The 12,372-nt window shown below is 64.7% G+C and carries 12 protein-coding genes; 5 read left to right on the top strand and 7 right to left on the bottom strand.

Annotation, left to right across the window (positions count from 1 at the left end; genetic code table 11):
- Positions 1–149: 149 nt before the first annotated feature.
- Positions 150–608 carry a GtrA family protein gene (locus OIE68_RS31180; protein WP_327094565.1) on the top strand — a complete coding sequence of 153 codons (459 nt, stop codon included), beginning with the start codon at positions 150–152 and terminating at the stop codon, positions 606–608.
- 27 nt (positions 609–635) lie between these two features.
- Here OIE68_RS31180 and OIE68_RS31175 read toward each other — a convergent pair whose 3' ends face one another.
- From OIE68_RS31175 to OIE68_RS31165, 3 genes are all read right to left on the bottom strand, one after another.
- Positions 636–1,256: a pyridoxamine 5'-phosphate oxidase family protein gene (locus OIE68_RS31175; protein ID WP_327094563.1), complete on the bottom strand. Its 621-nt coding sequence runs from the start codon at positions 1,254–1,256 to the stop codon at positions 636–638.
- 214 nt (positions 1,257–1,470) lie between these two features.
- Positions 1,471–3,720 carry a molybdopterin-dependent oxidoreductase gene (locus tag OIE68_RS31170; RefSeq protein ID WP_327094562.1) on the bottom strand — a complete coding sequence of 750 codons (2,250 nt, stop codon included), beginning with the start codon at positions 3,718–3,720 and terminating at the stop codon, positions 1,471–1,473.
- A gap of 160 nt (positions 3,721–3,880) precedes the next feature.
- Complete coding sequence (locus tag OIE68_RS31165; RefSeq protein WP_327094561.1) at positions 3,881–4,360, bottom strand: hypothetical protein; 480 nt, start codon at positions 4,358–4,360, stop codon at positions 3,881–3,883.
- Between the two features lie 263 nt (positions 4,361–4,623).
- On the opposite strand from OIE68_RS31165, the gene OIE68_RS31160 reads away from it, so the two are divergent.
- Together OIE68_RS31160 and OIE68_RS31155 are read left to right on the top strand one after the other, a co-directional pair.
- Positions 4,624–5,253 (top strand): DUF4282 domain-containing protein, encoded by a 630-nt coding sequence (locus OIE68_RS31160; protein ID WP_327094560.1) that lies wholly within the window; start codon positions 4,624–4,626, stop codon positions 5,251–5,253.
- Between the two features lie 139 nt (positions 5,254–5,392).
- Positions 5,393–6,268 carry a helix-turn-helix transcriptional regulator gene (locus tag OIE68_RS31155; protein ID WP_327094559.1) on the top strand — a complete coding sequence of 292 codons (876 nt, stop codon included), beginning with the start codon at positions 5,393–5,395 and terminating at the stop codon, positions 6,266–6,268.
- An 81-nt stretch (positions 6,269–6,349) separates the two neighbouring features.
- Here the strand turns inward: OIE68_RS31155 and OIE68_RS31150 are convergent, their stop codons facing one another.
- Positions 6,350–6,772, bottom strand: a complete 423-nt coding sequence (locus tag OIE68_RS31150) for a MarR family transcriptional regulator (RefSeq protein ID WP_327094558.1) — start codon at positions 6,770–6,772, stop codon at positions 6,350–6,352.
- An 86-nt stretch (positions 6,773–6,858) separates the two neighbouring features.
- On the opposite strand from OIE68_RS31150, the gene OIE68_RS31145 reads away from it, so the two are divergent.
- Entirely contained in the window at positions 6,859–8,316 is a 1,458-nt protein-coding gene (locus OIE68_RS31145; protein WP_327094557.1) for an MFS transporter, read from the top strand.
- A gap of 85 nt (positions 8,317–8,401) precedes the next feature.
- Here OIE68_RS31145 and OIE68_RS31140 read toward each other — a convergent pair whose 3' ends face one another.
- Together OIE68_RS31140 and rfbA are read right to left on the bottom strand one after the other, a co-directional pair.
- The gene (locus tag OIE68_RS31140; protein ID WP_063039795.1) at positions 8,402–8,950 is read right to left on the bottom strand and encodes a dTDP-4-dehydrorhamnose 3,5-epimerase family protein; all 549 of its coding nucleotides are present in this window, start codon (positions 8,948–8,950) and stop codon (positions 8,402–8,404) included.
- Between the two features lie 3 nt (positions 8,951–8,953).
- Positions 8,954–9,826: a glucose-1-phosphate thymidylyltransferase RfbA gene (gene rfbA / locus OIE68_RS31135; protein WP_063039813.1), complete on the bottom strand. Its 873-nt coding sequence runs from the start codon at positions 9,824–9,826 to the stop codon at positions 8,954–8,956.
- 221 nt (positions 9,827–10,047) lie between these two features.
- Here rfbA and OIE68_RS31130 point away from each other — a divergent pair, with 221 nt between their 5' ends.
- On the top strand, positions 10,048–11,055 hold the full coding sequence (locus tag OIE68_RS31130) for an alpha/beta hydrolase (protein ID WP_327094556.1): 1,008 nt from the start codon (positions 10,048–10,050) through the stop codon (positions 11,053–11,055).
- Positions 11,056–11,406: 351 nt separating this feature from the next.
- On the opposite strand, the gene OIE68_RS31125 is transcribed toward OIE68_RS31130, so the two are convergent.
- A complete protein-coding gene (locus tag OIE68_RS31125; protein ID WP_327094555.1) occupies positions 11,407–12,114 on the bottom strand; it encodes a hypothetical protein in 708 nt (235 codons plus the stop codon).
- Positions 12,115–12,372: the final 258 nt, after the last annotated feature.

The following is a 12,372-nucleotide window of genomic DNA, read 5'->3' as shown; positions in this document are numbered from 1 at the left end:
GCATAGAGGCTACATGCATGAGCCGATATGCGGTCGGCGTCGCCGTACTCCCCAGTATGTGAGGTCCGACATCGGTTCCATCTCGCCGGACAAACGTCCAATGGTGCTGGAGTGCGCGTGTCCCGCGTCACGCCGCTACGCTCGTCGGCGTGCAAGCCGAACCCCACCTGCCGCTCCCGGCCGAACTGCCGCTGGTCGACGAGCCGGGCGGAACTGATGTCGACCTGAAGACCCAGATCGTCCGCTTCACCCTCACCGGCGGTCTCTCGGCCATCGTCGACTACGGGATCTACAGCTTCCTACTGAACCTCATCGGCCTGCCGGTCAGCGTCGCCAAATCGATCAGCTTCATCGCGGGCACCACCACTGCCTACCTGATCAATCGCCGCTGGACCTTCCAGGCGCCGCCGAGCCGCGCTCGCTTCATCGCGGTCGTTGTGCTCTACGCCGTCACGTTCGCCGTCCAGGTCGGTATCAACGCCGTGCTCTACGCCACGCTCCCCGGCGACTGGTGGCGCCAGCCCCTGGCCTTCGTCATCGCCCAGGGCACCGCCACGGTCATCAACTTCGTCGTGCAACGCCTGGTCATCTTCAAACTCGGTGTCTGATTTGCAGCGGCCGAGTATGCAGTTCGGCTAACGAACCAGGGCGTCGGCCTGGGCCTGCGCCTTCGCCCCGAAGTAGTCGCCACCCTTGGCCCGGGTGTTGTCGGTGCCCCACTCCCGCTGCTCGCGTGCCGCGGGGACCAGATGCGGGATGTGTTTGCGGCAGTGGATGTAGGCCTCTTCCACATCGATCACCACCCAGTGCTGCGCGGCTCGCCCCTTGAGGTTCTCGGGTAGTTCCGGGACGTTGTGGCGCAGCGCGGTGTCGTCCACGATCCGTGCCGAACCGTTGATGTGCAATCCGATCAGATCCTGGACGAAATCGATTAGCAGGATGCCTACGTGCGGGTTCTCCAGGATGTTGCCGAGGCTGGCGTGTACGCCGTTGCCGCGGTATTCCGGATAGGCAATCGTGCGTTCGTCGATCACATGCAGAAAGCCGGGCAGGCCCGCACGGAAGCTTGCGTCGCATTCGCCGTGTTTGTCCGCGGTGGCGATGAACGCCATATCCATCCTGGCGATGAATTCGATCATCGTCGGGTTCAGCTGATCGAGTACTTGATCTTGGTAGAAGCGTTCGGCGCGGTCCTGCGTACCGTACCTGTCCTGCAGTTCGTGCTCACCGTCACTGCCACAACGTGTACCGGGCATCGCGCCCCCTCTGGTAGCTGGAATCCGGCACACCGCAACGGGTTCGACGCTGAGCCCGCGACTAAACCGAAATCCTATCCATTTTAGTCTGGCAACACAGCAAAATCCATGTTGAGAATGCACTGAATCTTTAGTTAGCGCAAGGGTTTCCAGAAAATAGCCACAATCCGACCGGCCGGGATTTTATTGCGCGGCCGGTCGGATCGAGCACAACTCAGGCGGGCGTCAAAGTCACCGGAACGCCATTGAAGACCGCATTTCCGGATGGCACATCCACCACCGAATCATCGGTCAGCACATTGGCATTCACCCCGGCATGCGCCCGGGCCACCGTCTGTGTGCTGTCGGTATGTCCCCAGCCGTGCGGCAAGCTGACCACCCCGGGCATGATCGCCTCGGTCGGCTCCAGCGGTACCGTCAGCGTCCCCGCGGCGGACTTCACCACGGCGGTATCGCCGAGACCCAACCGCGCCACATCCGCCGGATTGATATGCAGCGTGCAGGTATTCGAGCCGCTGACCAGCGTCGGGATATTGTGCATCCAACTGTTGTTGGATCGCAGTTGACGCCGCCCGATCAACACCACATCCGGCGCGGCATCGGCGAGCCGGGCCCGCATCCGCACGACATCGTCGAGCAGCGGCTGCGGCGCCAACTCCACCTTCTTGGATGCCGTCCGCAGCACGCCGGGCAGGCGCGGCTGCAAAGGTCCGAGATCGACACCGTGTGGATTGTCCAGCAGCACCTGCAGATTCAGCGTGCGGTATTGATCTCGGCGCTCCCGGGGCCCTCCGTGGTCACGCGAGCTACCGCCTGCGGGCTCGTCGCTCGCGCCGGCATTCCACTCGCCATAGGGTCCGAGCCGCAGCATCAGGTCGATGCGCTGCTCGGTGCTGTTGGACCCGATGAGTTCGGGCCGCCGCTCCGGTATGCCCGCCTTGTGCAGCATGCCCGCGATGATCAGCTCATCGACGCCGTTCAGCGCCTCCGGTCCGGCGGGCTGCCCGGTCAGTGCAGCCCCGAGCCTGGCCAGGATCTCCGATTCCGAAGGTCGATCGCCGAGCGGGACCAGCGGCCGCGAGTACCGCGCGTAATTGCGAACCGCGAACTGCAGCAATGCGAAGTCGTAGTGCGGCGACTGCGTAGACCGCGGCGGCGGCAGGATCACATCCGCATGCCGGGTTGTCTCGTTCAGATACCGGTCCACGCTGACCATGAAGTCCAATTGCGCGAACGCCGTATCCAACCGGACCCCGCTCGGCGCGGACAGCACCGGATTACCCGCGACGGTCACCAGCGCGCGCACCTGCCCCGCGCCCGGTGTGGTGATCTCATCGGCCAGGGTCGCCACCGGCAGTTCACCCATCGCCTCGGGCAGGCCGCGCACCCGGCTGGCCCAGCGCCCGGTGCGGAACGGCTTGGTGCGCGGGATGCCGCCCGCCGCCGCACTGGCGAACATGGCGCCGCCGGGTGAGTCGAGGTTGCCGGTCAGCACGTTGATCACCTCGACCAACCACTGTGTCAGCGTGCCGAATTCGGCTGTGCAGGTGCCGATTCGCGCATATACTGCCGCGGTCGGCGCGGCCGCCAACTCCTGCGCGATCCGGATAACCGTCTCGGCGGGAATTCCGGTCCGTTCCGAAACCACCTCGGGCGGGAAATCCGCGGCGGCCGTGCGCACTTCGTCCAGGCCCGCGACATCCAGGCGGATATCGGTCAAACCTTGTTCGAACAACGTGTGCACGATCCCGAACAACAGATAAGCATCGCTACCCGGCCGGATGAACAGATGCTCATCGGCAAGCTTCGCGGTCCGCGTTTCCCGCGGATCGACCACTACGAATTTCCCGCCGCGCTTGCGTAGTGCCTTCAACCGGCCCGGGAAATCCGGTGCGGTGCACAGCGATCCGTTCGACTCCAGCGGATTCGCACCGAGCATCAGCAGATAATCGGTGCGATCCAGATCCGGCACCGGCACGGTGAGCGGATCACCGAACATCAATCCGCTCGCCACCTGCTTGGGCATTTGATCGGCGGTACTCGCCGAAAACAGATTCTTGGTGCCGAGCGCCCGGATCAGCACCGGCACATACAGCGCCCCCGCCACGGTATGTGCGTTCGGATTGCCGAGATACAGCGCCGCCGACTGGTTTCCGTGCTCGGCCACGATCGCCGGGAACCGTGCGGCGATGAGCTCGAATGCCTCGGTCCAGGATGCGGTGCGCCAGGTATCGGTGGCCCGGTCCCGGATCATCGGTTCGGTCAGCCGGTCCGGATCTTCGTCGAGGTGTCCGAAGCTGGCCCCCTTGGGGCAGATGAACCCCTTGCTGAACGGATCCTGTCGATCCCCGCGAACCGAGGTCACATGGTCGTTCGAGTCGAGGGTGATCTCGAGTCCGCAGACCGCCTCACACAGTGGGCAGGTCCGCAACAGCGTCCGGGAGTCATCAGTGAGCTGGGCCATAACCCCCATCATCGCGCGCGATGGATCTCCGCGCATGGTTACCCATGTACTCGCGAAATCAGTGGTCACGCCGGAACGCGAAAGACCGGTATCCGCTCTACGGATACCGGCCTTCAGCCGGTCAGGGCAGTGCGGACCCCGCCCGGTCGAATACGTCTGGTCAGCAGGCGACGGTGCTGACGGTCGCGCGACGCGAGAGCGCCGAGCGAACCGCCGCGCCGATCGCGACTACCGGCGGGATCCAGCGGGCCTCGCCGGGAGTCACGCCCCAGCAAGCCTCGCCGGTGGTGAGCTGTGTGGGGGGCAGCGGGATGCCGTCGCCGTCGGTGTAGACGGTGGCGCCCGCCTCGCGCAGTGCCTCCAGCGCCATCGCAGCCTTGCGCAGGCCGGTGACCAAGTGGATCTCGCGACGCTCGGCGCCGGGAATCTCGATAACCGGACCGGTCAGGTTGTTCGCGCGCAGGAACCGGCGAACCTCGCCGGCCAGCTCACCGCTGATCTCGATACCCGACAGATCCTCGTCCGTGATCAGGCAGATTCCGTTGGTCGTTTCAGCGATCGTCCACCCGCGCTGGATGTAGTCCTGCGCCGCGGCAGTCATCTCTGCCGCCGATGCGGAAGTCGGAAACGTGGTGCGCACTGTCTTTCTCCATTCCCCGATAGATCTGGGTCCTGCATACGTGGGTGGTATCGGGGCGGGGTGGGGTGGGCGTTACGGGTTGTACAAAAGATCTTGGTGACTGTCGGGTTCGTCTCACCCGGTAGTGATCGGCTATCACCGAGACATCCCTCTAATGGGCCGTGCCGATGTCTCCAGGATCGGCCCGCGGGTCATGGCGGGCGCACCTGTTGTGTGAACCCACTCCTATTGGCCGGGCGTCGAATTGGGGGAAGGATCGCAATATGAGTGAGCATCGCGGTGGCGATTCGACGGGGAGCGGTCGGGTGACGGGTGGGCGCGCAGCATCACGAAGCGATTCGACCGGCGAGGCCGACGACGCCAGTAGTGTCGGCGCGCCGGATTCGGCAGAGTTCGAAACCGAATCACGCTGGATCGCCTGGAAAGAGACGGCGTCCAAACGGTTCTCGCGCACCGCGGAGCCCGAACCGGCCGAACCCTTCGAAAGTCCCCGTGCCTGGACCGCCGATGCCGCCCGCGGTCTGCTGGATGTGCAGTTCCACCGTCCGGCGACCAGGACGCTGCTGCCCCTTGCCTACATGCTCGGCCTGGCCTTCGCGATCGGCATCCCGATCGCACTGACGGTGCTGATGTGGCAGGTCTCCGCGGTGCTCGGCGTGCTGGCCGCCTTGATCGCGATACCGCTCGGCCTGACCATCGCGGCCGTCGTACGCCTGCTGCTCGAATTCCTGGAGAACGCGTCCAAGCTGGCCGCCAAGGTCGAGCACATCGCCGATCTCGCCGACGATCTGTTCCAGGCGCTCTCCGATGTCGCCGAGCCGGTCAACCAGCTCTCCGAAGACGTTCGCGCCGTGCAGTTCTGGCGTTTCCGCAAGCGCGGCGCACGTAAGTAGAACCCAGCTGAATTGCCGGATCGTCGCCTGCGGGAACCTGTTCGTCGCTGTTGCGCCTTTGGCGTGCCTGGGACACTAATCGTGACCTGTGTCAGATTTACTGTGAAACAATGCTGTTCGTATATCGCGAGGGGGAAGCATGGCTTTACCGCAGGGCACGACCGGATCGACTATGCCGCGCAGGCAGCTCGGCCGACATCTGCGTGATCTGCGCAATCGGGCCAGGATGACCACCCGGATGGCGGCCCGGCAGCTCGAATGGTCCGAGGCCAAGATCTGGCGGATCGAAACCGGGCAGACCTCATTGCGCAGCCTGGACGTCGAGGCCATGTGCAAGATCTACGGTGCGCCGACCGATCTCGTCGAACCGCTGACCGCGCTGGCCAAGGAGACCAAGGCCAGGGGATGGTGGACCGGCTACAGCGATGTGATCGCCGAGGGTTTCGAGGTGTACATCGGTCTCGAGGAGGCCGCGCGTGCCATGGCCACCTATGAGAACGAGCTGATCCCCGGACTGCTGCAGACCGAGGCATACACCCGCGCGCTGCTGAAGTCCGCGCGTCCGGAGGCGTCGGATACCGAAATCGAACGTCGGGTGCAGCTGCGCATGGCCAGGCAGACGTTGCTCACGCGCAAGGATTCGCCGCTGCATCTGGATGTGGTGATCACCGAATCGGTGCTGTGGCGGCGGGTCGGCGGTGCCGAGGTGACCGTCGAACAGCTCGCGCACCTGCGGCGCATGTGCGACCTGCCGAATGTGCGAATCCAATTGGTGCCCTCGGATTCCGGCTATCACGACGGCATGGATTCGGGCCCGTTCGTCCTACTCGAATTCGCCGATACCGCGCAGGCGGAGCTGCGGGAGCCGCCGGTGGTCTATGTCGAGGCGTTCACCGGTCCGGTGTACCTGGACAAGGATCACGAAATCGAGCGCTACCGAAAGGCTTTCGCAAACATCAAGTCGGTCGCCGCGGATGCGCGCACCGGCATCGCGGAAGCGCGCGAAAGTATTTAATTGCCGCGCCTGCGGCGCCGCGAACGGTCGCTCGTAAGACTCGCTCCGTTGTGGCTGGGAAGGGCTTGGATTCTTACTGCTTCAGCACTTCTGCTGACTATCCCAGGTCCGCTCGAGCACCTCGCGATGCGTCGGGAGCGCCGACTCGTGAACCTCGCGACCCTTCTCGGTCAGGCAGACGAAGATCGCGCGCCGATCCTCGGCACACATACTGCGCGAAACCAGTCCGTCGCGCTCCAGCCGCGCCACCGCGCGCGAGAGTGCGCTCTGGCTCAGGTAGATGTCGTTGGCCAGATCGCTCATCCGATAGTCGCCGCAGGCGGCGTCGACCAGCCGGTCCAGCGTCTCGAATTCGCTGAGGCCGATATCGTGTTTGCCCTGCAGCTCCTTCTCGAGCGCACAGCTCACGGCGGCGTGCCGGTCGAGCAGCTCACGCCACTCGGCGACCAACCCGGTGGGCGCCACATCGCGCCCCGCTAATTGTGTTGTCGACGGCTTCGACATGGCCCCATCCTAGTGCCCCACTCGGGCCGATGCAAGCGCATTAAATGTGTTGGCATTTAATGTCTGCGCATGTAATGTTCCGACCCATGACTTCTGCAGCAACCGTTTCGGCCGCGACGGCGACCGATCCGATCAGATGGTCCACCCGTCTCTGGGGCATGCTGATCACCCTCTGCATTGTGTTGTTCCTCGATGGTCTCGACGTCTCGATGATCGGTGTGGCGCTGCCGTCCATCGGCGCCGAACTGGATCTGTCCACTTCCACCCTGCAGTGGCTGGTCAGCGGCTATGTGCTGGGTTACGGCGGCCTGCTGCTGCTCGGCGGTCGCACCGCCGATCTGCTCGGGCGGCGCAAGGTCTTCCTGATCGCGCTCGCCGTCTTCGCGCTCGCTTCGCTGGCGGGCGGTCTGGTCACCTCCGGCCCGCTGCTGATCCTGACCCGCTTCATCAAGGGTCTGGCCGCGGCGTTCACCGCCCCGACCGGTCTGTCCATCATCACCACCAACTTCGCCGAGGGCCCGGCCCGCAATAAGGCGCTGTCCATCTACACCGTCTTCGGTGCGGGCGGATACTCGATGGGTCTGCTGTTCGGCGGTCTGATGACCGGCATCGGTTGGCGCTGGACCTTCCTGCTTCCGGTCCCGATCGCGCTCGCCGCGCTGGCCGCGGCCTGGGTGCTGGTGCCCAAGGACGAGGCCGCTGAGGAGGGCGGGCACGACATCCTCGGTGCGCTGCTGTCCACCGCGGGCATGCTGCTGCTGGTCTACACCGTCGTCTCCGCGCCCGAGGTGGGCTGGGGTTCGGCACGCACCATCGGTTCCTTCGTCGGCGCTGCGGTGCTGTTCGCCGGATTCGTCGCGGTGGAGAAAAAGGTGAAGTACCCGCTGGTGCGCCTCGGCATTCTGCGAAAGGTGACGCTGGTCCGGGCCAGCCTCGCGATCATCGCGGTGGCGGGTTCGTATTTCAGCTGGCAGTTCATCGTGACCCTGTACATGCAGGATTCACTGGGCTGGTCGCCGCTGAAGCTGGCCATGGCGCTGCTGCCGGTCGGTCTGCTGGTCGTCGCGTCGGCGTTCTTCTCCGATAAGCTCGTCGACCGGTTCGGTACCGGGCCGATCATCGCGATCACCATGGTCGTGATGGCCATCGGCTACCTGCTGTTCCTGCGGCTGGACACCACCCCGTCGTATCTGACGATGATCCTGCCCGCGGTGCTGCTGATCGGCATCGGCTGGGTCGGCTTCCCGGCCATCAACATCCAGGCGACCAATGGCATCGATGATGATGAGCAGGGCCTGGCGGCCGGTGTGCTGCAGACCTCCATGCAGGTCGGCGCGGCCATCGTGCTCGCGGTGAATACCGCGATCATCGCCTCGGGTGACCCCGGTGCGAGCACTCCTTCCGCGATGCTCGACAACTTCCGGCCCGGACTGCAGTTCGCCGCCGGTGTCGCCATCGTCGGCGCGCTCATCGCCCTGACGGCCTACCTGCCCAAGCGTGCCAAGGCGCGGGCGCAGGAGCCGGAATTGGAGCTCGTCGGCTGAATCCCCTCCGCCGGCGGTAAGTCGAACGTCACCGCTCCCTCCTCATCGGGGGCGGTGACGTTCGGCCCCCTTTCATGTACCGCAGTCACGAGAAGGGCGGAGCGGCAGCGTCTTTCGGGGATCGGATATACGTCAGCGGTCGACCGTCCAGACCGACCTTCGGCCATTCGATACCCAGCCGCGGATCGAAGGCATCCATATCCCTGTCGAATTCCGGCGTGTACTCGATCGAACAGAGATAGGTGACGGTGGAGTGATCCGCCAGCGACAGAATCGCATGGCCGAGCCCCTCGGACAGGAACATCGAGCGCCGATCGACATCGTCGAGCACCACGCTGTCCCAGCGTCCGTAGGTGGGCGACCCGGGCCGCAGATCGACGACGACATCGAGGAACGCGCCCCGCACGCAGGTCACATATTTGGCCTGACCCGGCGGATCCTCGGTGTAGTGGATGCCGCGCAGCACTCCGGCCGCCGAGACCGAGCAGTTGACCTGGCGCAGATCGAACGGCCGACCGGTCACCTTCTCGAATTCCGAGGCCTTGAACGATTCGCAGAACATGCCGCGCTCGTCGCCGAATTGGCGCGGGGTGATCACCCATGCCCCCGGCACGGCGAGTTCACGGAACTCCATCGCTCACCAATCCCGTCCGCGCTCGAGCAGATCGAGCAGATACGTCCCGTAGCCGGAGCGAACCAGCGGTTCGGCCAGCGCGCAGAGCTGTTCGTCGTCGATGAAGCCCTGCCGCCACGCGACCTCTTCCGGCACAGCGATTTTCAGGCCCTGCCGCTGTTCGATGGTGCGCACGTAGTTGGCGGCGTCCAGCAGCGAGTCGAAGGTGCCGGTATCCAACCAGGCGGTGCCGCGGGCGAGGACATCGACGCGCAGCCGATCCTGTTCCAGATAGGCGCGATTGATATCGGTGATCTCGTATTCGCCGCGCGCCGAGGGCCGCAGCCCGCGCGCGATCTCCACGACATCGTTGTCATAGAAATATAGCCCGGGGATGGCGTAGTTGGACCGCGGCACCTTGGGCTTCTCCTCGATCGAAACCGCTCGGCCCTCGGTGAATTCGACGACGCCGTAGGCGGTCGGATCCGAGACCCAGTACGCGAAGACCGCGCCGCCGTCGATCGCGGCGAAGCGCTCGAGGCTGGTGCCCAGGCCTGGTCCGTGGAAGATATTGTCGCCGAGCACCAATGCGGCGCTCTCGCCGCCGATATGGTCGGCGCCGAGGACGAACGCCTTGGCGAGTCCGTCCGGTTCCGGTTGCACCACATAGGTGATCGAGATGCCGAACTGCGAGCCGTCGCCGAGTAGGCGGGCGAACGCGTCGGCGTCCTCCGGGGTGGTGATCACCAGGATGTCCCGGATGCCCGCCAGCATGAGCGTGGACAACGGGTAGTAGACCATCGGTTTGTCGTAGACCGGGACCAGCTGTTTGCTCACCCCGCGCGTGATCGGGTGCAACCGGGATCCGGTGCCACCGGCCAAGATGATTCCGCGCATGGTCATCGAGTCTGCCAGGCGCATCCAGCTCGGCTTCGGCGAGGTTCCGACTCGCCTACGAATTGATCACGAACGTTTGGCTATCCGGCGCGGCGGGCGATATATGTTACGTAGATCACGCTATGGTGTTGTGAAACATCAGCGTGTGAGATGTCAGCGTCGACTCTCGCCTGGAGAACCGTTCGGTCGGGTTCGGCGCGCCAGTGTGAGGTAGGTGCGCGATGGTTGCGATCAGCGGGAGTGAATTCGACGCGGGTGATCCCGGTCTGTTGATGAACCCGGACGGTCCGAGCGCATCGGCTCGATTGCTGCTGGCGACCTGCCTCGGTGCGGTGCGGCCGGTGCTGCGCATGTTTCCGGTCAGCCGCGCGACGATTCCGATCGGTGCTCTCGCGATCGACGGTCTGGCGCGACTGCGGCCGCAGCCGCGCGGTGTCGATCGAGAACAGGTGACGCTGAACGGTTTTCGGATGGAGATCCTGCGTCCGTCGGGCGGTTCGCGCGCCCTGCGGCACGGCGCGGTGCTGTATATGCACGGTGGCGGCTTCGCCGTCTGCGGTCTCGGCACCCATCGCCCGATCGCGGCCAGCCTGGCCCGGCGGACCGGGCTGCCGGTCGTCAATGTCGATTACCGCCAACTGCCCGGGAACAATGTCTCCGCTGCGATCGAGGACTGCGTGACCGCCTACCGCTGGCTGCTGCGGCACGGCGCGGATCCGGCCAGGATCATGTTCGCGGGCGATTCGGCGGGCGGCTTCCTCGCCTTCGCCACCGCACTGCGCGCGATCGAGTCCGGGCTGCCTGCGCCGGGCGGGCTGATCGGGCTGAGCCCACTGCTCGATCTGGACTATGCCGCCAAGCGCGACTATATGAATGTCGCGCGCGATCCCTATCTGCCGCTGTCCGCGCTGGAGGCGGTGGTGCGGATCGGCGCCGAGGTGGACGGGGTGCTGGATCCGCTGGTGTCGCCGGTCAACGGCGCCTTGGCGAGTCTGCCGCCGGTGTTGCTGATCACCGCCGAAGACGAGGTGCTGCGCTATGACTGCGAGCTCATGGCCCGCAGGCTGACCGCGGCCGGTGTCCCGAATGCGCTGGAGATCTGGCGCGGTCAGGTACATGCCTTCATGGCGATAGCTCCGAATCTGCCCGAGAGCAGGATGGCATTGGCCCGGGTCTCCCGGTTCGTGCGCGCCCGCCTCGAGCAGCCCCAACAGGCTCGGACGGCTTGACCTGGATCGGCCGGACGAGTCGCGAACCCCGCATCCGGACCTCGCCTTTCGGCGGCGGTCCGGGGCGGGGTTCTTTCGTAGGTGAACCGCGTTGAGAATTTCACTCTGGCAATTGGAGAATTTCCTTCTGCGAACCCTCGGATCGCTATTTAGTTCAATTCAATTTACTTTTTGTTCACCTGGTGGAGGGTTGGAATTACGCCGCGTAGGGAGTATTACGGCCCTATCTCATGCGAAAATGCCGCCTGGCAATTTCAGCCGAGCGACGCCTAGCAGCGGAAACCCCGCCCGAGCGATGCGCGGGCGGGGTTTCCTGGGCTCGTTTTCAGTTGTGCGGAGCCGATGTTCGACTTACTTCGGCGCGACGAACGGCGCGTTGATGGTGGAGAAGTACTGGATCGCCGCACCGATCGCGACCGGAGCGGTGATCAGGATCTGACCGGCCAGGGTGCCCAGCGCACCGATGGCGATGATGCCGCCGAGGCAGCCGATGGCGGCGGCCGGGATGAACGCACCGAACAGGCCGACGATGGTGGCCGAGGCGACCGTCGCACCGGCGATGCCACCGAGCACGCAGCCGATGGCGCCGCCGCCGAGACCGCCGACCAGGGTGCCGACGGTGGCGCCCATGGCGATGGTGTCCTTCAGACGGTTGAAGGCGGCCGTCTCACGGTCGTATTCGCTCTTCCAGGGGGCCTTGTCCTCGAAGGGCAGCGCGACCGGCTTGTAGGTGGCCTTCGCAGCGTCGAGCTGCGGGGTCAGGGTGGCGGTGTGGTCGGCGATGTCCGCGGCGATCGGGAATTCGAAGTCGTCGACGCGGAAGGTGAGCGGGGTGCCCGCGACGGTGGTGCCGTTGGCGGCCTTGATCTTGAGCGCGTTGTCCTCGACGACCAGCGAGCCGGAATCGATCGAGATGATCGACTGGGTGTCGGTGGCATTGGCGGTGAAGTTGATCGGGGCGTCGGCGGATTCCGTCGGTGCCGCGTTGACGGTGCCCGCGGTGATACCCATAGCGGCGATCAGCAGAGCTGAAGTCGCGGCGAATTTCCTCATCAGCATTTTGTTTTGGACCTCGATGTTTAGCGTTCGGAGGGGACTAGACGATCGAAATCTAGACCAGCTAACGAGTGGTGAACCCGTTGTGACCGTTAATTCAAATTTTGTTCACCATCGCGACTCGAGGCTTGGTGGGTTCTTTGAAATGTGCACGTTGACCATGCCTTTTCACAAAGAACTGAACCATGCATCTTTCTTTACGCTCGACCAGAGTGACGAACATCACAGATTGAAAATCTGGCCGCGTAGATGAATACGGCC

Source organism: Nocardia vinacea, from assembly GCF_035920345.1.
In the GTDB taxonomy this organism is placed as follows: domain Bacteria; phylum Actinomycetota; class Actinomycetes; order Mycobacteriales; family Mycobacteriaceae; genus Nocardia; species Nocardia vinacea_A.
The sequence above is the reverse complement of the archived record's forward strand: the minus strand, read 5'-3'. Positions and strand labels throughout refer to the sequence as shown.

Excerpts from the sequence above, each read along its gene's own strand:
- OIE68_RS31175 (WP_327094563.1), bottom strand. The coding sequence starts at position 1,256 with ATGCCCGGTACACGTTGTGGCAGTGACGGTGAGCACGAACTGCAGGAC.
- OIE68_RS31170 (WP_327094562.1), bottom strand. The coding sequence starts at position 3,720 with ATGGCCCAGCTCACTGATGACTCCCGGACGCTGTTGCGGACCTGCCCA.
- OIE68_RS31160 (WP_327094560.1), top strand. The coding sequence starts at position 4,624 with ATGAGTGAGCATCGCGGTGGCGATTCGACGGGGAGCGGTCGGGTGACG.
- OIE68_RS31155 (WP_327094559.1), top strand. The coding sequence starts at position 5,393 with ATGGCTTTACCGCAGGGCACGACCGGATCGACTATGCCGCGCAGGCAG.
- OIE68_RS31150 (WP_327094558.1), bottom strand. The coding sequence starts at position 6,772 with ATGTCGAAGCCGTCGACAACACAATTAGCGGGGCGCGATGTGGCGCCC.
- OIE68_RS31145 (WP_327094557.1), top strand. The coding sequence starts at position 6,859 with ATGACTTCTGCAGCAACCGTTTCGGCCGCGACGGCGACCGATCCGATC.
- OIE68_RS31140 (WP_063039795.1), bottom strand. The coding sequence starts at position 8,950 with ATGGAGTTCCGTGAACTCGCCGTGCCGGGGGCATGGGTGATCACCCCG.
- rfbA (WP_063039813.1), bottom strand. The coding sequence starts at position 9,826 with ATGCGCGGAATCATCTTGGCCGGTGGCACCGGATCCCGGTTGCACCCG.
- OIE68_RS31130 (WP_327094556.1), top strand. The coding sequence starts at position 10,048 with ATGGTTGCGATCAGCGGGAGTGAATTCGACGCGGGTGATCCCGGTCTG.
- OIE68_RS31125 (WP_327094555.1), bottom strand. The coding sequence starts at position 12,114 with ATGCTGATGAGGAAATTCGCCGCGACTTCAGCTCTGCTGATCGCCGCT.